The organism is Polynucleobacter asymbioticus (assembly GCF_018687575.1).
Taxonomy (GTDB): domain Bacteria; phylum Pseudomonadota; class Gammaproteobacteria; order Burkholderiales; family Burkholderiaceae; genus Polynucleobacter; species Polynucleobacter asymbioticus_C.
In genome coordinates, this window is sequence record NZ_CP061297.1 from 982,610 (window position 1) to 1,001,605 (window position 18,996).

19 protein-coding genes are annotated in these 18,996 nt (G+C 46.7%); all 19 read right to left on the minus strand.

Going from position 1 to position 18,996, the window contains the following annotated elements; translation table 11 throughout:
* Positions 1-52 precede the first annotated feature (52 nt).
* The gene (gene purF, locus AOC19_RS04870; protein ID WP_215374201.1) at positions 53-1,591 is read right to left on the minus strand and encodes an amidophosphoribosyltransferase; all 1,539 of its coding nucleotides are present in this window, start codon (positions 1,589-1,591) and stop codon (positions 53-55) included.
* Between the two features lie 4 nt (positions 1,592-1,595).
* Positions 1,596-2,162: a CvpA family protein gene (locus AOC19_RS04875; protein ID WP_215374204.1), complete on the minus strand. Its 567-nt coding sequence runs from the start codon at positions 2,160-2,162 to the stop codon at positions 1,596-1,598.
* Positions 2,162-2,956: an SPOR domain-containing protein gene (locus tag AOC19_RS04880; RefSeq protein ID WP_215374206.1), complete on the minus strand. Its 795-nt coding sequence runs from the start codon at positions 2,954-2,956 to the stop codon at positions 2,162-2,164. The genes AOC19_RS04875 and AOC19_RS04880 overlap by 1 nt, the downstream gene beginning before the upstream one ends.
* 3 nt (positions 2,957-2,959) lie before the next feature.
* Positions 2,960-4,285, minus strand: coding sequence for a bifunctional tetrahydrofolate synthase/dihydrofolate synthase (gene folC / locus AOC19_RS04885; protein WP_215374209.1), 1,326 nt, complete (start codon positions 4,283-4,285; stop codon positions 2,960-2,962).
* A gap of 4 nt (positions 4,286-4,289) precedes the next feature.
* Positions 4,290-5,177, minus strand: a complete 888-nt coding sequence (gene accD, locus AOC19_RS04890) for an acetyl-CoA carboxylase, carboxyltransferase subunit beta (protein ID WP_215374211.1) — start codon at positions 5,175-5,177, stop codon at positions 4,290-4,292.
* Between the two features lie 22 nt (positions 5,178-5,199).
* Entirely contained in the window at positions 5,200-5,997 is a 798-nt protein-coding gene (trpA, locus tag AOC19_RS04895) for a tryptophan synthase subunit alpha (RefSeq protein WP_215374213.1), read from the minus strand.
* Positions 5,998-6,045: 48 nt separating this feature from the next.
* The gene (gene trpB / locus AOC19_RS04900) at positions 6,046-7,239 is read right to left on the minus strand and encodes a tryptophan synthase subunit beta (protein WP_215374216.1); all 1,194 of its coding nucleotides are present in this window, start codon (positions 7,237-7,239) and stop codon (positions 6,046-6,048) included.
* A gap of 38 nt (positions 7,240-7,277) precedes the next feature.
* Entirely contained in the window at positions 7,278-7,946 is a 669-nt protein-coding gene (locus AOC19_RS04905) for a phosphoribosylanthranilate isomerase (protein WP_215374255.1), read from the minus strand.
* Positions 7,947-7,984: 38 nt separating this feature from the next.
* Complete coding sequence (gene truA / locus AOC19_RS04910; protein WP_215378132.1) at positions 7,985-8,815, minus strand: tRNA pseudouridine(38-40) synthase TruA; 831 nt, start codon at positions 8,813-8,815, stop codon at positions 7,985-7,987.
* Positions 8,816-8,820: 5 nt separating this feature from the next.
* Complete coding sequence (locus AOC19_RS04915) at positions 8,821-10,206, minus strand: FimV/HubP family polar landmark protein (RefSeq protein ID WP_215374258.1); 1,386 nt, start codon at positions 10,204-10,206, stop codon at positions 8,821-8,823.
* The gene (asd, locus tag AOC19_RS04920) at positions 10,206-11,363 is read right to left on the minus strand and encodes an aspartate-semialdehyde dehydrogenase (protein WP_215374261.1); all 1,158 of its coding nucleotides are present in this window, start codon (positions 11,361-11,363) and stop codon (positions 10,206-10,208) included. The genes AOC19_RS04915 and asd overlap by 1 nt, the downstream gene beginning before the upstream one ends.
* Positions 11,364-11,403: 40 nt before the next feature.
* Entirely contained in the window at positions 11,404-12,477 is a 1,074-nt protein-coding gene (gene leuB / locus AOC19_RS04925) for a 3-isopropylmalate dehydrogenase (protein WP_215374264.1), read from the minus strand.
* 23 nt (positions 12,478-12,500) lie between these two features.
* Positions 12,501-13,148: a 3-isopropylmalate dehydratase small subunit gene (leuD, locus tag AOC19_RS04930; protein WP_215374267.1), complete on the minus strand. Its 648-nt coding sequence runs from the start codon at positions 13,146-13,148 to the stop codon at positions 12,501-12,503.
* A 30-nt stretch (positions 13,149-13,178) separates the two neighbouring features.
* Positions 13,179-13,388 (minus strand): hypothetical protein, encoded by a 210-nt coding sequence (locus AOC19_RS04935; protein ID WP_215374270.1) that lies wholly within the window; start codon positions 13,386-13,388, stop codon positions 13,179-13,181.
* Positions 13,389-13,397: 9 nt separating this feature from the next.
* Entirely contained in the window at positions 13,398-14,807 is a 1,410-nt protein-coding gene (leuC, locus tag AOC19_RS04940) for a 3-isopropylmalate dehydratase large subunit (protein ID WP_215374273.1), read from the minus strand.
* 18 nt (positions 14,808-14,825) lie between these two features.
* Positions 14,826-16,139, minus strand: coding sequence for a citrate synthase (gltA, locus tag AOC19_RS04945; protein WP_215374276.1), 1,314 nt, complete (start codon positions 16,137-16,139; stop codon positions 14,826-14,828).
* An 83-nt stretch (positions 16,140-16,222) separates the two neighbouring features.
* Positions 16,223-16,495 (minus strand): succinate dehydrogenase assembly factor 2, encoded by a 273-nt coding sequence (locus AOC19_RS04950; protein ID WP_215374279.1) that lies wholly within the window; start codon positions 16,493-16,495, stop codon positions 16,223-16,225.
* On the minus strand, positions 16,492-17,196 hold the full coding sequence (locus AOC19_RS04955) for a succinate dehydrogenase iron-sulfur subunit (RefSeq protein WP_015421181.1): 705 nt from the start codon (positions 17,194-17,196) through the stop codon (positions 16,492-16,494). Before AOC19_RS04955 ends, AOC19_RS04950 begins: the two co-directional genes overlap by 4 nt.
* Before the next feature lie 17 nt (positions 17,197-17,213).
* Positions 17,214-18,992, minus strand: a complete 1,779-nt coding sequence (gene sdhA, locus AOC19_RS04960) for a succinate dehydrogenase flavoprotein subunit (protein WP_215374282.1) — start codon at positions 18,990-18,992, stop codon at positions 17,214-17,216.
* Positions 18,993-18,996 lie beyond the last annotated feature (4 nt).

The window sequence follows — 18,996 nt, forward strand, 5'->3', positions numbered from 1 at the left end:
GAATTGCAGAATTGCCTCAGACAGAAGCGCCTGAGGAATTCGAGCGTTGTTTTTAGTCTTCGGTAGCCAAGTGCAGGTGTAGCTGGGAGCGGGCAAAGTCACTGGAGTCGCGCTGACGATCAGCCTTAGCCTCGGAGGTATTTCGAGCAGCTTCCAAGGCATCCAAATAGGATTCATTGATATCACCGGTAATGTAGTGGCCATCGAAACAAGAGGCTTCAAAATGCTGGATATTGGGGTTGATATCCTTCACCGCTTGTTTCATATCTTCCACACTTTGGTAAATCAACTGGTCTGCACCAATCATCTTATTAATCTCTTCATCTGTCCGACCATAGGCAACTAACTCACTACGCGTTGGCATATCAATGCCATAGACGTTCGGAAAGCGAACCGGAGGCGCAGCAGATGCAAAGATCACCTTCTTCGCACCAGACTCGCGAGCCATTTGGACAATCTCAAATGAGGTAGTGCCGCGAACAATGGAATCATCCACGATCAATACCGTCTTATCTTTGAACTCAATGCGCATGGCATTGAGTTTCTGGCGAACAGATTTCTTGCGGACGGCCTGACCCGGCATGATGAAGGTGCGACCGATATAGCGATTTTTAAAGAAGCCTTCTCGATAATCCACACCCAGGCGCTTAGCTACCTGCATTGCCGCCGGACGACTTGAGTCTGGAATCGGCATCACAACATCAATTTCACCTGGAATTGTTTCTTTGCGGATCTTCTCTGCAAGATAGTCACCCATGCGCATACGTACGTTGTAAACAGTAACGCCATCAATTGTGGAGTCTGGGCGAGCCATGTAAACGTATTCAAAAATACAGGGGGTCAGAACTGCATCAGCCACACATTGACGTGATGAGAAGTTACCATCCAAATCAATATAGATTGCTTCACCCGGATTGACGTCACGTACAAAAGTAAAACCAAGGCCATCCAATGCAACGGACTCGGATGCAATCATCCACTCAGGGCCTTTTGGCGTGTCAATACGGCCAATACATAAAGGACGAATACCAAATGGATCGCGGAACGCTAGCAATCCATAGCCAGCGATTAAAGAAACAACAGCATATGAACCTTTGACGCGCTTGGTGACTTGAGTAACCGCGTTAAACATCGCGCTTTCATCCAAGGCAGCGCTGTTTGTTTCTTTTTGTAGTTCATCCGCCAAGACATTTAACAACACTTCTGTATCTGAACTGGTATTGATGTGACGACGGTCACGATAAGCCATCTCTACGCGCAGGCTTGCCGCATTGGTAAGGTTGCCGTTATGAGCCAAGATAATTCCATAAGGAGCGCTGACGTAAAACGGTTGCGCCTCCTCTTCGCTGCTGGCAGAGCCTGCAGTCGGGTATCGAACCTGACCGATGCCAGCGCTACCTACCAGACTACGCATATTGCGCGTTCTAAATACATCCCGTACTAGTCCGTTCGCTTTATGCATCGTGAATGAGTTGCCATTCATCGTAGCCATGCCGGCAGCATCTTGACCGCGATGTTGCAAAAGCAACAATGCGTCATAAATCAGCTGATTAACTGGGGAGTGGGAAACTGTTCCGACGACGCCGCACATAAGCCTAGATCCCTATTGTTAATGAAGGTGTAATGGTGGGTGTAATTTTCGGCATTGCATCACCTAAATGTTTTGCCCAATCGGCTGGTAACCAGCCTTTAATTAAACTAGTTGCCATATCAATGGCTGGTCGAGTAATTGCTTTTTGCCAAGCTACGCTTTGGGGTATCGGAGTCAGGGCGGCTAATGTAGCTAACACCACTATGACAACACCGCCACGGGCTAAGCCGAACACAAGACCAAGAAAACGGTCCGTCATACTCAAGCCAACAGACAAAATAATTTTTTGAATTAAATTACCAACCAAACCACAGATAATCAAAGTCAGAATGAATAAGATGAGGAAGCTCACACCCAAACTCAGAAGTTCATCCATATGAAAAGTGGATAACCACTCAACAGAAAGATAGCTGGTGTAGTGATAAGCAACCCAGGCAGCAATAAACCAAGAGGCAAGCGCCAAGACTTCTTTAAATAAGCCACGAGAGATCCCTACTAATGCAGAGACCAATAGCACTACTAGGGTGAAATAATCCACCGGTGTTAATTTCAGGGTGGATAAATACTCCATTAGGGCGCTCCAACCTCAACCAGTCTTGGAGAAAGGCCCATGGCTTTCACTTTTTTCTCAGCAGCTTCAGCCGCTTCTTTATCGGTGAATGGTCCAGCCCTCAATACATAGAGCTTTGTGCCATCAGAGCCAGTCTTGTTGAGTACGTAATTAGGGATCTTTTGATCCTTCATCTTGGAAATCCAACCCTTAGCACGCTCTTCAGATGCAAAAGCACCAATCTGAATGACGTACTTACCAGCACCAGCTTTTTTAGGAGGCTCTTCCACTTTTGGTTTGGCATTGGCGTTTGGAGTTGTAACCACCTCTTCTCCAGCAGCAAGACCTATCGAGTTGACTTTTGGAGCTGCAGCAGTGGGTTTAGCCTCTGGCTTTAGTTCAGGAGTTGGCGCTACGACCGCCTCTTTAGCCTGAGTAGTCTCTTTGTCTTTAACGGGTACTTCAACAGCGGTAGGCTGCTTAGCTTTTTCGTCACTCTCTGGCATTGCCGCATTAGGTGCAGGCAGGCTAGTGACAATATTGACCGCAATATCGTTATTCACAGACTTAGGCTTGTTATCCAAGATACGGGGCAGACCGACAACAGCAATCAATACCAAAACAGCTGCGCCAATGAGTCGATGACGAGCACGTTGTTGCTCTGGATCTTCAGTAAGTGCAAGCTCTTCATTTTCTTGAGCACGCTGAAAGCTGCGGGGAGCTAATTTATTAACAGTGCGACGACTCCTGACCGAACCTCGATCAAGGTCTTCAGTCTCAGGGTTTCGCTTAAAAAGCTTCGGTAAACGAATCATGGATCAATGCGCCTGGTTATTTCGATATGCCAATACGCCGGCAACGGTATAGAAGGATCCGAAGATGACAATTCTATCACCCTCACCTGCCTTAGAAAGCGCTTTTTGATACGCTGCAGCAGGATCTGGGAAGCACTCGATACCGCCATCCTCCCCGTTTTTTAGCGCTACACCTAATTCAACCAGCTTATCTGATAGCGCTGAAGCTTTAGCAGCCCGTGGCGTTGGTAAATCAGTGCAGAACCAAAAGTCCACGCTATTGATTAAGGGTTTGATGACGCCAGCAATATCCTTATCCGCCATTGCACCAAAAATGGCATAGGTATAGGGGTGATAACCCATCTTATCCAGCCCCTGCCCTAGGGTGGCAGCGGCATGAGGATTATGGGCCACATCAAGCACTACAGTTGGCTGACCCGGAAGTACCTGGAAACGTCCTGGCAATTCAACTAGGGCAAATCCATTTCGGATATCTTGGGCGCTTACCGGTAGACGGAGATGCAAGGCCATCAAGGCAGCAATCACGGCAGAGGCATTGAGGATTTGATTGGCGCCTCGCAAAGCAGGATAACCAAGACCGCTAAAGCGTTTTTTGCGCCCTGCCCAACCCCATTGCTGCTTATCCCCTTGGAAGTTGTAATCACGACCCTGCAACCACAAATCACATCCGAGTTTTTCAGCATGATCGATTAAGGATTGGGGAGGCACAGGATCGCCACAGACTGCAATGGCTCCTGCACGGAAAATACCCGCCTTTTCAAAACCAATTGCCTCACGTGTACCACCCAAGAAATCAGCATGATCAATATCAATGCTAGTGACGATTGCACAATCTGCATCAACAATATTCACAGCATCTAATCGACCACCCATACCAACCTCGAGAACCACGGCATCTAAATTCGCCTTGGAAAATAAATGCATGATCGCCAAGGTGGTGAATTCAAAATAGGTCAAGGTCGGTGCATCAAGCAAACTGACGCGCGCTTTCTCAACAGCTGCAAAATGCTCTAGCAATAACTCGTCTTTTACTTCCTCACCATTGACCCGAGCTCGCTCATTAAAAACTAGTAAATGGGGAGACATATGGCACCCAACCTTATAGCCAGATGCCAATAGGATACTTTCAAGATAGGCGCATGTTGAACCCTTGCCATTAGTACCAGCAACAGTAATAACAGGGCAATCAAAATGCAGACCCAGAGCGGCTTTCACTCGATTGATACGATCAAGACCCATATCGATACCGACAGGGTGAGCTGTTTCGAGGTGACTAAGCCAAGCCGTTAGGCTAGAAAATAAAATGGGGGGTTGGTGTGCAGTGCTCAAGCGCTTATACAGCCGCGCTACCCGCAATCGCAGGCTCGGGAAGCTGCTGAAGCAATGCCAAGAGACGTGCGATTTCACCGCGCATTTGGCGACGATCCACAATCATGTCAATGCCACCTTTTTGCAACAAGAACTCAGAACGCTGAAAGCCTTCTGGTAATTTTTCACGAACAGTTTGCTCAATCACTCGCGGACCTGCAAAACCAATTAATGCTTTAGGTTCCGCCATCACTACGTCGCCCATGAAAGCGAAGCTCGCTGAAATACCACCCATGGTTGGGTCTGTTAAGACGCTGATGTAAGGCAAACCTTTTTTAGACAGCAATGTTAGCATTGAGTTGGTCTTAGCCATCTGGAATAAAGAGAGCAGACTCTCTTGCATACGTGCACCGCCAGTAGCAGTTATGCAGATAAAAGCACACTTCTTGGCAATAGCTTCTTGCACGCCGCGAGCAAAACGCTCGCCAACGACTGAACCCATTGAGCCACCCATATATTGAAATTCAAAGCAAGCAGCTACAACCGGAATAGTTTCAATCTTCCCACCAAGAACAATCAAGGCCTCAGATTCACCTGAGGCGTCAGTCGCCTCTTTAAGTCGATCTGGATACTTTTTGGAGTCTTTAAACTTGAGGGGATCAATTGGATAAATATCTGCACCAATCTCATATCGCCCTTTGGGATCTAAAAGACTATCGAGGCGCTGACGGGCCCCAATACGCATATGGTGACTGCATTTCGGACAAACCGATAAATTCGCTTCGATATCTGTGCTGTACAACACGGTTTCGCAGCTGGGGCACTTAACCCAGAGTCCTTCAGGTACGGATTTGCGGTTCGCAGGATCCGTATGTTGGATTTGTGGGGGTAGTAATTTATCGATCCAGCTCATCAGTTTTTAACTATCCAGTGCATTAACTATCTAAAGCGACGCGAATTTCACGTATGAAGGTTTCAAGCGATTGTACCGCTTGGCCAGGGGCAGAATCCTCCAAAAGTCGAATAATTCGGCTTCCAATGACTACTGCATCTGCCGTTTTTGATACTGCACGGGCACTTTCAGCATCATTAATGCCAAAACCTACTGCAATCGGAATAGAGGTGGCCTCACGAATCTTAGGAATAATGCTAGCCACATCCTGGGTATTGAGGTGGGACGCACCTGTTACGCCTCGCATGGACACATAATATATATAACCAGAAGCTATTTTGGCTGCATCCTTTATGCGTTCTGGTGATGAAGTGGGTGCCAATAGAAAAATGGGGTCAACACCAGCCACCTTCATGCTGGCAGCAAAATCAACACACTCTTCTGGCGGGTAATCCACAATCAAAACGCCATCGACACCAGCAGCCTTTGCCTCGTTTGCAAATCGCTCTGCCCCCATTTGCTCTACCGGGTTGGCGTAACCCATCAACACCACCGGGGTGTTAGGGTCGAGCTTACGAAACTCTTTCACCATATCTAAACAGCCGTGCAAAGTAACGCCTTGGGTGAGAGCCCTTTCAGAAGAACGCTGAATGACGGGACCATCGGCCATCGGATCAGAAAAAGGAACACCAAGCTCAATCACATTCGCACCGCCGCGAACTAATGCATGCATTAACTCAACAGTGAGTTTTGGGTCTGGGTCGCCAGCAGTAATAAAAGGAATGAGTCCTTTTTTTCCAGAGGCTTTGAGTTCGTTAAATAGTGCGGTAATTTTTGACATGGCAATTCGTGATAATTATTTTTATATATATTCGTAAATGACTTCGAATTAACCTTCGGAGCCAGTTGCTTGGGCAACGGTATGCATGTCTTTATCACCACGACCAGATAAGTTCACCAAGATCGTTTTGTCTTTAGGAAGTGTAGGTGCTAGTTTGCATGCATACGCAATGGCGTGTGAAGACTCCAAAGCAGGAATGATGCCTTCAATACGACAGCAATCATGGAAAGCCTTAAGTGCCTCTTCATCCGTCACTGCTACATAGTCAGCACGACCAGAATCTTTTAACCAAGCATGCTCAGGCCCAACGCCGGGGTAATCCATACCTGCAGAAACAGAATGCGTTTCAGAAATCTGACCATTCTCATCTTGCAATAAATAAGTACGATTGCCGTGCAATACGCCTGGCTTACCTACGCAAAGTGCTGCAGAGTGAAGGCCGCTATTTAAACCATGACCAGCAGCCTCAACACCAACTAACTTCACTTGCGGGAAATCAATATAGGGATAGAAGATACCCATCGCATTAGAACCACCGCCAACGCAAGCCATGACGTAGTCAGGCTGACGGCCAGTCATTTCGGGCATCTGCACTTTGCACTCTTCACCAATGACGCTCTGAAAGTCACGAACCATCATCGGATACGGATGCGGTCCAGCAACAGTGCCGATGATGTAGAAGGTATCTTCCACATTCGTCACCCAATCTCGCATCGCCTCATTGAGAGCATCTTTCAGAGTCTTGGTTCCAGACTCAACGGGTACCACTTTTGCGCCTAGTAATTTCATGCGAAATACGTTTTGCGCTTGACGTGCAACGTCAACAGAACCTTGGTATACAGTGCAGTCCAAACCAAAGCGTGCACAAATAGTTGCAGTTGCAACGCCGTGCTGCCCTGCTCCAGTTTCAGCAATGATGCGCGGCTTACCCATACGCTTGGCCAGCATAGCCTGACCAATCACATTATTAATTTTGTGTGCGCCAGTGTGATTTAAATCTTCGCGCTTAAGATAGATCTGCGCACCGCCTAGCATTTCACTCCAACGCTTAGCGTGATAGACCGGAGATGGACGGCCTACAAAATGCTTGAGCTCATAGTGGAACTCTTCTAAAAACTCAGAATCATATTGATACTTTGCATATGCAGCCTTGAGCTCATCCAAAGCGAACATGAGTGTCTCAGAAACAAATACGCCACCGTAAGGACCGAAGTGTCCTCGTGCATCTGGCTTATCGTACATAAATACCTCTTTTGATTAGTTACAGCAAATAATTAGGTTCATGTGCTTGCGTCTGCGGCTCGCACTGCCTCAATAAACTGCTTCATCAAGGCATGATCTTTTACACCCTTGCTGATTTCAACGCCGCTTGAGACGTCAACTGCGCAAGGATGAAGACGAGCAATGGCTTCGCCCACGTTGTGAACGTTCAATCCACCACTCAAAACGACCTGAGGCGCGTTTGCGCTTATCCATGCTAGAGGAATTCCTGACCAATCAAACGGAACGCCCCCTCCACCGTAACCCTCAACGAGAGCATCCAGCAAGAAGGCGTTTGCTTGCCTATATTGTAGGGAAAAATCATCAAACGCGAAGCCGGCCCCAACACGTGCAGCCTTCATCCAAGGCTGCCCCGCAGCTAGGCGCTCACACTCTTCTGGGGACTCATCCCCATGAAACTGCCATAAGGTAATCGAGGCTGCTGCCCTAATAGCCTCAAATTCGGCGTCTGTAGCGTTTACAACTAAGCCAACGGCATCCACCCCTGCTGGGAGCCTGGAAATCAATGCTGCGGCAATATTGGGGGTAACCGACCTTGGGCTGGGGGGATAGAAGACAAAGCCAACAGCATCTACACCAGCCGCCACGGCAGCATCCACATCTGTAGGCGTCTTGAGACCGCAGATTTTGACTCTAGTATGTCCAGGAGATTGAGTAAGTAAGCCCATATAGGAAATGATAAGGCTTTGAGTAAATAAAGGTTGGCTTAGGAGAAAACAGCTCTTGGTAGCCAGGAATTGGCAAGCCAGGGTTTTGGAATCTGAAACTCGTCAGGATAGGCAATATTAGCCAAATAGAGCCCTGCAGGAGAAAAGGTTGGAGCAGCAATACTACGGTCCTTTGCAGCAAGCACTTCTGCCATCCATTCGGCTTTTTGTTTGCCAACACCGATTTGAATGAAGCTTCCGACCAGATTGCGCACCATGTGGTGCAAGAATGCATTCCCTTTAATCTTGAAATACAACCAAGGTTCACTCGAGAAAATCTCTATGGAATACATCGTCTTTACTGGCGTCTTACTTTGGCACTCTGATGAGCGAAAAGAGCTGAAGTCATGTTCGCCTATCAAACATTGTGAAGCCACTCTCATGGCATCAACATCAAACCAGCGATCCGCTGGGAGCATCACATAACCAGCGCGATCAGCTGCCATGGGCGATCGACATGGGCCAGCATGCAATGCGTAGATATAGGTTCTCTCATGAGCAGAATAGCGAGCGCTAAATTCATCAGGAACAACTTTAGCCCAATTGACCACAATCGACTCGGGCAAGAAAGTATTCACCCCCCTGACCCAGGACCAGTCATCCCTATCAACTTCGACATCAAAATGAACTACCTGGCCTAAGGCATGAACACCAGCATCCGTTCTGCCAGCCGTGATTACACGAATAGGATTTGATTTAACCGCATCCACTCCAACGAACGCAGAAATCGCTTTTTCTAATTCATCTTGAATAGTCTTCTGATTTACCTGTGACTGCCATCCAGAATAGGGGCTGCCATCGTATTGAAGGCCTAGAGCGATGCGCATAATGACGCTTAAGAATTTCTGTGCGTAAGCTCAGCCAATAGAGCCTGAGCCTCTACAGTAATTGCAGGGTCTATCGATCCACCAATCTGAACAATTTCTTGAAGTGACTTCTTAGCAGCAGAAAAATCTTCTATGGTGATATAGGCACGAACTAAATTGAGCTTCACACGAAGAGCATCAGCAAGTGGATTAACTTCAACAACTGCAGGCTGGGTAGCTTTTTTCACCGAAGTTAAATCCAGATCGATTCCAGCAAAAAGTGCTTTTGCACGATCCGGCATTGCGCCATGAGGTGAATGATGCTCTTTGGAGCTTGAGACGTCTTTAGGTATTTCGGCTGAAAAATTGCGCACCTCAGAACGGCGGGCATTCTTGGCTAATAACCACAACAGAAGACCCGTAAAGCCCATTAATAACAAAGCAAGGATTGCCGGTGCAAATCCACCCAAACCAAATGAACTATCCGTTTTTGTTGACTCCGTTGATTTGCCCTTAGCCTGGTCAAGTAAGCGCTGTAAATCAGCGATATTCTTCTCAAGTTCAGCCATGCGAACCCGCGTCTGCTCAAGCGCCTTCTCTTGAGCAACTAGGTCTTCTGTATAGCGCCGCTCTTCAGAGCTGCCTTCAGTGCTTGATCCAATTTTGAGTCTGTCTTTGGGCGGAACATCTATAGCATCCTTTGAAAGACTGGAACCCTGCGCCCCACTCTTTGCCTCACGCTCTGCTAGCCACTGAGCATTTGACTCCGCAACAAACTGTTGCGCCTCTGCCGGACTAATCGAACGCAATAAAGCCTGATTGGGCTTATTCAACTCAGCACCAGCCTCAAGACGATTAATGCTGCCACTAGCAAATGCATCAGGATTGACTTTAAATAGAGCCATCATGGTTTGATCTAGAGTGGCACCCGCTAATTGAGGGGCTAGTTGCGCTGCAATTTCGGATAAGGTTTGACCAGGTCGCACCAGAATCTTTTGCGCATCGCCTAGTAGCAATGTATAGGTTTTGGTCAAGCTTCCTGCAGACCAATTGAGAGTTACTAAAACATCTAAAAATGGATCGTCCGTAATGGGTACTGACTCAACCGTCTCCAACAAGACCATCAACTGCTCTTGTTGATTTCGATAAATCATTGCCTGAGGGTTCAGGGAGAGTATCTTTTGAGATATTCCCAGGCGATCATAGGTCGCCTTGTTCGCAATGGCGACATTCAGTGTTGAAAGAGCGGAACTTTCATCTACCCCAACTCGAACTGGGAACTCAACTTTGAGAGGCTCACCAGGCCTAGAAAGCAGTTTTGGAGAGCCAAGAGAAATAGCTCCCGCAGCACAGGACCAACTTAGCCAAACTAAGCAAAGCGCTTTTGCAATCTGAATTTGGCTAAATCTAGACATTAGCGCTCAAGCAGGATGCGGAGCATGCGACGCAATGGTTCTGCAGCTCCCCACAAGAGTTGATCGCCAACAGTAAAGGCGCCGAGGTACTCAGGACCCATCGCCATCTTATGGAGACGACCAATAGGCACTGTCAAAGTGCCGCTAATTGCAGCTGGAGATAATTCACGCTCAGTAGTCTCGCGATCATTCGGAATAACCTTAACCCACTGGTTATCGTTAGCCAAAATAGCTTCAATCTCTTTTAAAGGGATATCTTTTTTCAGTTTGACGGTTAAGCCTTGTGAATGACAACGCATAGCGCCAACACGAACGCACAAGCCATCAATTGGAATGCTTCCGGAGGTTCTAAATGCAGGACGACCTAAGATCTTATTAAATTCAGCGCCGCCCTTCCACTCTTCTTTGGTTTGACCATTCTCTACAGGAACATCAATCCAAGGAATCAAGCTGCCTGCTAGAGGTGTATTGCGGAAGTTTTTCTTCGGAAAATCCGGTGAACGTAAAGTCTCAGTAATTTTGCGATCAATATCGAGAATCCAAGAAGATGGATCAGCTAATTCTGTTGCTACGCTGTCGCGTAATGCACCCATTTGCAACAATAACTCACGCATATTTTGTGCGCCTGCACCGGAAGCTGCCTGGTAGGTCATGGCGCTAATCCATTCAACCATATCAGCCTTCACCAAGCCACCCATAGCCATCATCATCAAACTAACAGTACAGTTACTACCAATCCAATTTTTTCCACCGGCAGCCAATGCTTTATCTATTACAGGGCGATTGACTGGATCCAAAATCAAAACCGCATCATCCTTCATACGCAAAGCGCTAGCGGCATCAATCCAATGACCTTGCCATCCAGCAGCACGCAACTGAGGAAAAATCTCATTGGTGTAATCACCGCCCTGACAAGTCAAAATAATGTCGCAACGAGAAAGTGCTTTGATGTCATTCGCATTAAGCAAAGTATTTTCGCTCTTAGTCACTTTTTGACCATTCAAGAGTGGTACTTCACCACCGGCCTGGCTAGTGCTAAAAAATACTGGCTCAATCAGATCAAAATCTTTTTCAGCAAGCATTCTCTCCATAAGAACGCTACCAACCATACCGCGCCAGCCAACTAAGCCTACTAATGGTGTTTTTGTATTTGACATGATGAATAATTTATTGAATATATTGATTTAAGGTAAGGCGTTATTTTGAAAGAGCTGCCACTACAGCATCTCCCATTTCAATGGTGGAAACTTTTTTCGTACCCTCGGTGTAGATATCGGCAGTTCTCAAGCCTTGTGACAAGACCTTTTGCACTGCCGCCTCGATACGATCCGCTTCAGCTGGCATACCTAATGAGTAGCGCAACATCATCGCAGCAGAGAGAATCGTTGCCAATGGATTGGCGATACCCTTACCGGCGATATCCGGAGCTGAGCCATGGCTTGGCTCATAAAGGCCTTTATTATTTTTATCTAATGATGCTGATGGCAACATACCAATAGAGCCCGTCAACATGGAAGCCTCATCGGACAGAATGTCGCCAAACAAGTTACCAGTCACGACAACATCAAATGCTTTAGGCGCCTTGACCAATTGCATTGCAGCGTTATCAACATACATGTGTGACAACTCAACATCTGGATAATCTTTGCCAACGCGAATCATGACATCACGCCAAAGCTGTGATGTCTCCAGCACATTTGCCTTGTCAACGCTACACACCTTCTTGCCACGCTTACGCGCAGCTTCAAAGGCAACGCGTCCAATCCGCTCTACCTCTGGCTCGCTGTAATGCATCATGTCGTAGCCTTCACGGGCACCTTTAAATAAAGGGAGCTCAGAAGTACGAATACCGCGTGGCTGACCAAAATAGATATCGCCATTGAGCTCGCGAATAATCAAGATATCAAGGCCGCTGACAATTTCTGGCTTCAGACTAGAAGCAGAGGTGAGTTCGTCGTAGCAGATGGCTGGCCTGAAATTAGCAAACAATTCCAAATGCTTACGCAATCCTAAGATAGCTTGCTCAGGACGAAGTTCACGCGCCAAGCTGTCATATTTCCAGTCGCCAACAGCGCCAAATAAAATAGCATCTGCTTTTTTAGCGAGCTCTAAAGTTGCTGGCGGCAGTGGATGACCAGCTGCATCATAAGCAGCGCCACCAACGGGGGCTGTCTCAAGGTCAAATTTAGGGCCAAGCGCGTTTAATACCTTAACGGCTTCAGCAACGATTTCCGGGCCGATACCATCGCCCGGTAGGACTGCAATTTTCATGAAAGGCCTTTAACTGAATAAAACTACGGCAGTTGTGTCGCAAGCCAAGGCATCTTGAGGATGCGCTCAGCTTCATAAGCCTTGATTTTATCTGCATGTTGCAGAGTTAAGCCAATATCGTCCAAGCCATTTAGGAGGCAATGCTTCCGAAATGGGGCTACTTCAAAGCTATAGGCAGTGCCATCAGGCGTAATGACCTGCTGGGCTTCCAGATCAATAGTGAGCTGGTAGCCGGCAAAAGCCAGCGTTTCATTGAATAAATGGTCTACCTGTAGTTCTGTAAGAACAATCGGTAACAGGCCATTTTTAAAGCAATTGTTGTAGAAAATATCGGCAAAGCTTGGTGCGATAACAGCTCTAAATCCGTACTGATCCAATGCCCAAGGCGCATGTTCACGGGAACTACCGCAACCAAAGTTCTTACGAGCAAGCAAAATGCCGGCACCTTTATAGCGCGGCTGGTTTAAGACAAAGTCTGGATTAATTGGGCGAGTGCTGCAGTCTTGACCAGGCTCACCATGATCCAAATAACGCCACTCATCAAATAAATTCTGCCCAAAGCCCGTTTTCTTAATCGATTTTAAGAACTGCTTTGGGATGATGGCATCGGTATCGACATTCTCGCGATTCAGCGGTGCAACCAAGCCTTTGTATACCGAAAATTTTTCCATAATGATCTTTACTAAATATCAGCTACGCGCTTACTTCACTGGCGTCACAACAACATCTTTCCCTTGAGTTTGGGACTGATTGGATGGGTTGGAATTTTTACTGCCGCCCATAGAAGTACCCATGGTTTGCAAATCTTTACCAACGCCCTCCATCGTATTCGCACAAGCAGAGAGAATGACTCCTGCAATAGCAACGATAGTTAACTTTTTAATCATTGTGAAAGAAGAAAATTTAGGCACAGTATTTCCTTAAGAAATCTTACGAACATCAACAAAGTGGCCTTCAATCGCTGCAGCAGCAGCCATTGCCGGACTTACCAAATGCGTTCTACCGCCATTACCCTGACGACCTTCGAAATTACGATTGGATGTGGAAGCGCAGCGTTCACCAGGCTCTAAGCGGTCGGCGTTCATTGCAAGGCACATTGAGCAACCAGGCTCACGCCATTCAAAACCTGCAGCCTTAAACACCCGGTCCAAACCTTCACGTTCAGCCTGAGCTTTTACTAAGCCAGATCCAGGGACAACCAGCGCTAATTTGACATTAGCAGCTACTTTTTTACCAAGACGATCAACAACCTTGGCAGCAGCACGAATATCTTCAATACGGCTATTGGTGCAAGATCCAATAAACACTTTATCAATCGAGATGCTACTTAATGGTGTGTTTGGAACAAGGTCCATGTACTCAAGAGCACGCTCCATTGCAGAACGTTTATTGGGATCGCGCTCTTTCTCTGGATCAGGAACGCGGTCGCTAATTGCTAAAACCATTTCAGGCGACGTTCCCCAAGTTACTTGAGGGGCAATTTCTTCTGCTCGCAACTCGACTACTGCATCAAATTTGGCTTCCGCATCTGAATGTAAGGTGCGCCAGTACTGCAAGGCATGACGTAAAGCCTCTCCCTTAGGGGCATAAGGTCTACCTTGGATGTATTCAATTGTTGTTTCATCTACTGCCACAAGCCCAGCACGCGCACCAGCCTCAATGGCCATGTTGCAGAGGGTCATGCGACCTTCCATGGAGAGATTGCGAATGGCTTCACCTGAAAATTCAATGGTGTAGCCAGTTCCGCCGGCGGTGCCAATCTTGCCAATCACGGCAAGAACGATATCTTTTGCAGTAGAGCCTGGCTGAAGGCGACCATCTACTTTGACCAACATATTCTTGCTCTTTTTCATGAGCAAGGTTTGGGTCGCTAAGACATGCTCAACTTCAGAAGTGCCAATACCAAAAGCTAATGCACCAAAGGCGCCATGTGTACTTGTATGAGAATCACCGCAGACCACAGTCATGCCTGGCAGAGTTGCACCCTGCTCCGGCCCAATGACGTGAACAATTCCTTGGCGGAGATCGTTCATTTTGTACTGGGTAATACCAAAGGCATCACAGTTTTGATCAAGCGTATCTACTTGTAGCTTCGAAATCGGATCCGCAATACCTTCAGAACGATCTGTTGTAGGAACGTTGTGATCTGAAACCGCCAAATTGGCAGAAATACGCCAAACTGGACGACCAGCTAAGTTCAAACCCTCAAAAGCTTGAGGACTTGTCACCTCATGCAATAACTGACGATCGATATAAATCGTGGCCGTGCCATCTTGCTCAGAATAGACGACATGGACATCCCACAATTTGTCGTAAAGCGTGCGTGACATGTAAATCCTCTAATGCTTTTATTTGCGTACAGAAATGTTGGGAACCTTGCGCGAAGTGGCACCAACATACAACTGACGTGGACGACCGATCTTGTACTCAGGATCCGTAATCATTTCTTCCCATTGAGCAATCCACCCAACTGTTCTCGCCAAAGCAAAAATACAGGTGAACATTTCAGTTGGAACGCCTAGCGCACGCTGAACAATTCCTGAGTAGAAGTCGACGTTTGGATAAAGCTTGCGGCTCACGAAATACTCATCTTCGAGGGCAATTTTCTCAAGGGTCATGGCCAACTTAAACAACGGGTCATTCTCGAGACCCATCTCTTTGAGCACTTCATGACATGTCTCACGCATTAACTTAGCGCGTGGATCGAAGTTTTTGTAAACGCGATGACCAAAGCCCATTAGACGAACGCTAGAGTTCTTATCCTTCACTTGAGCAATAAAGTCACCAATCGTATCAACACCACCATTAGCCTGAATCTCGTTCAACATCTGCAAACAAGCTTCATTCGCACCGCCGTGAGCTGGGCCCCATAAACAGGCAATACCAGCAGAGATGGCAGCAAATGGATTGGTTCCAGATGAGCCGCACAAGCGCACTGTTGATGTAGAGGCATTTTGCTCATGGTCAGCGTGCAATGTAAAGATGCGGTCCAAAGCGCGAACCAATACCGGATTAACCTTGTACTCTTCACAAGGTGTTGCAAACATCATGCGCATAAAGTTTGCGGTGTAAGACAAGGAATTATCAGGATAAATAAATGGTTGGCCGACAGAGTATTTGTACGCCATTGCAACCAGTGTTGGCATCTTAGCAATCAATCGAATCTGAGCCACTTCACGCGCATGTGGATCGGTGTAATCGATCTCATCATGATAGAAAGCCGCCATTGCACCAACAAGGCCAGTCAATACGGACATTGGATGCGCATCACGACGGAAGCCGCGTAAGAAGAATTGCATTTGCTCATGAACCATCGTATGGTGCATGACCATTTCTTCGAAATCTTTTTTCTGTTTGGCGTTTGGTAATTCGCCATTCAAGAGTAAATAACAAACTTCTAAGAAGTCACAGTTGTGTGCGAGATCTTCGATTGGGTAACCGCGGTAGAGCAACTCACCTTTATCACCGTCGATGTAAGTGATTTTGCTATTGCATGAAGCAGTAGAAAGAAAGCCTGAATCGTAGGTGAACTTTCCGGTTTGACCGTAAAGCTTACGAATATCAATCACGTCAGGACCAATCGTGCCTTTATAAATTGGCAAGTCGATATCTGGTGTGCCGTCCGAAAACGATAATTTTGCCTTGATGTCCGATTCAATCATTTCTAATCCTTAGTCATTCAAATTGATGATTAATACACTATTTGATCATGCATTTGTACTGCTGCTGCAACCTAAAGGCCGCGTTACTTCTGTCTTAACTTTTGTAAAACAGCCTTGAAGGAGGCTTCTTCTTGTAATTCTTTTTCCAGTACTTCTACAGAATCCTTGCGACCAATCAATAAATCCATCAGGTCATTGTCTTCCAAAGAAAATAGCTGGGTTAATACCTTTCCATCTTCTGCGGTCAGTTGATCGCCGTAACGAACAAAAAAACGCTGCAGAATTAAATCGTTTTCAAGCAAACCCCTGCGGGCATCACTCTTTAGTCGATATAACTCTGCATTCGTGAGGGTCATACTGCCCTACGCACCATCAGTTCCTTGATCTTTCCAATTGCCTTGGTTGGATTCAAATGCTTAGGACAAACGTCCACGCAATTCATAATGGTATGACAACGGAATAAACGATACGGATCTTCCAAGTTATCCAAGCGCGCAGCAGTATCTTCATCACGACTATCAGCAATAAAGCGATACGCCTGAAGTAAACCAGCTGGGCCAACAAACTTATCAGGATTCCACCAGAAAGATGGGCAAGAGGTTGAGCATGATGCGCACAAGATGCATTCATACAAACCATTCAACTCTTCACGCTCTTCAGGACTCTGCAGGCGCTCTTTCTCAGGAAATGGATTGTCATTTACCAAGTAAGGCTTGATAGACAAATATTGTTTGAAGAACAAAGTCATATCCACAATCAAGTCGCGCACAACTGGCAAGCCAGGTAAAGGACGCAATGTAATGACTTTAGGCAAGGTCAACATATTGGTTAAACAAGCCAAACCATTCTTGCCGTTAATGTTCATGGCATCAGAGCCACATACACCTTCACGGCATGAACGACGATAGGAAATTGTTTCATCCTGTTTCTTAAGAGAAATCAAGGCGTCCAACAACATACGCTCGCCAGTCAACTCAAGCTCATAGCGCTCCATGCGTGGGGCTGCATCGACATCTGGATCGTAGCGGTAAATTTCAAATATACGAATATCACTCATTTTTAATTTCTCTTCGCTTAGAAAGTACGTTCTTTAGGAGGGAAAGACTCAACAGTCAATGGCTTCAGAACAACCGGCTTGTAATCCAAGCGATTGCCTTCGCTATACCAAAGAGTGTGCTTCATCCAATTTGCATCATCACGCTCTTGATGATCATCGTGTGAATGTGCGCCACGACTTTCAGTACGCGCTGCAGCTGAAATCATTGTTGCGTTTGCAGCTTCGATCAAGTTGGCAACTTCTAAAGCCTCAATACGAGCAGTATTGAAAATATCGGACTTGTCTTTTAGCCACAAGTGTTTTGCACGCTCAGTTAACTTCGCCATTTGACGAACACCTTCGTCCATCAACTCTTGATTGCGGAATACACCTGCATACTTCTGCATAGTCTTACGAATATCATTCGCAACGTCTTGAGCATACTCACCAGAAGTGGAGTTATCCAAAGCAGCAATGCGTGCCATCGTTTGTTCGCCAGCATTAGCAGGCAATGGCTTGAACTCACGATTCTTGAGATCCATTGCAACAATGTGATTACCGGCTGCGCGCCCAAATACCAATAAATCGAGCAATGAGTTTGTACCCAAACGATTTGCACCGTGAACAGATACGCAAGAACACTCACCAATGGCATAAAGACCATTAACGATTTCATTATGTTTGCCATTAGCTGGAACAACAACTTGACCATTAATGTTGGTAGGAATACCACCCATCTGATAGTGAATTGTTGGTACAACTGGAATTGGCTCCTTAGTAACGTCAACGTTAGCAAAGTTGATGCCGATTTCATAAACAGAAGGTAAACGCTTCATGATGGTCTCAGCACCAATATGCGTTAAGTCGAGAACAACATAATCACCGTTCGGTCCACAGCCGCGACCTTCTTTAATTTCTTGGTCCATACAGCGAGAAACGAAATCACGCGGAGCCAAGTCTTTATAGGTTGGTGCATAACGCTCCATAAAGCGCTCGCCATCTTTATTACGCAAGATGCCGCCTTCACCACGGCAACCCTCGGTCAACAGTACACCTGCACCAGCTACGCCAGTTGGGTGGAACTGCCAGAACTCCATGTCTTCCAATGGAATGCCTGCGCGGGCCGCTAGACCCATACCGTCGCCGGTATTAATAAATGCGTTTGTAGATGCATCCCAAATACGGCCTGCACCACCAGTGGCCATCATGACAACTTTAGTTTCCAAGATGTAAACCTGACCAGTTTCCATTTCGAGAGCAGTAACACCGACTACATCACCCGCGTCATCACGAATTAGATCTAGCGCCAACCACTCAACAAAGAAATTGGTTTTTGCGCGGACGTTACGCTGGTACAAGGTGTGCAACATTGCGTGGCCAGTACGGTCAGCTGCTGCGCAAGCACGTTGAACAGCTTTTTCACCGTAATTAGCAGTGTGTCCACCAAATGGACGCTGATAAATCGTGCCATCTGGGTTGCGGTCAAAAGGCATACCAAAGTGCTCTAACTCATAAACAACTTTAGGAGCTTCGCGGCACATAAATTCGATCACGTCTTGGTCGCCCAACCAATCAGAACCTTTGATGGTGTCGTAAAAGTGATAGTGCCAATTGTCTTCACTCATGTTACCCAGTGAAGCACCGATACCACCTTGAGCTGCAACGGTGTGCGAGCGAGTTGGGAAAACTTTAGTTAATACCGCAACGTTCAGGCCAGCTTCTGCTAATTGCAAAGAAGCGCGCATACCTGAACCACCTGCACCAATAATTACCGCGTCGAAACGGCGGCGTGGCAATGCTTTTTTAATCGCGGTCATTGAA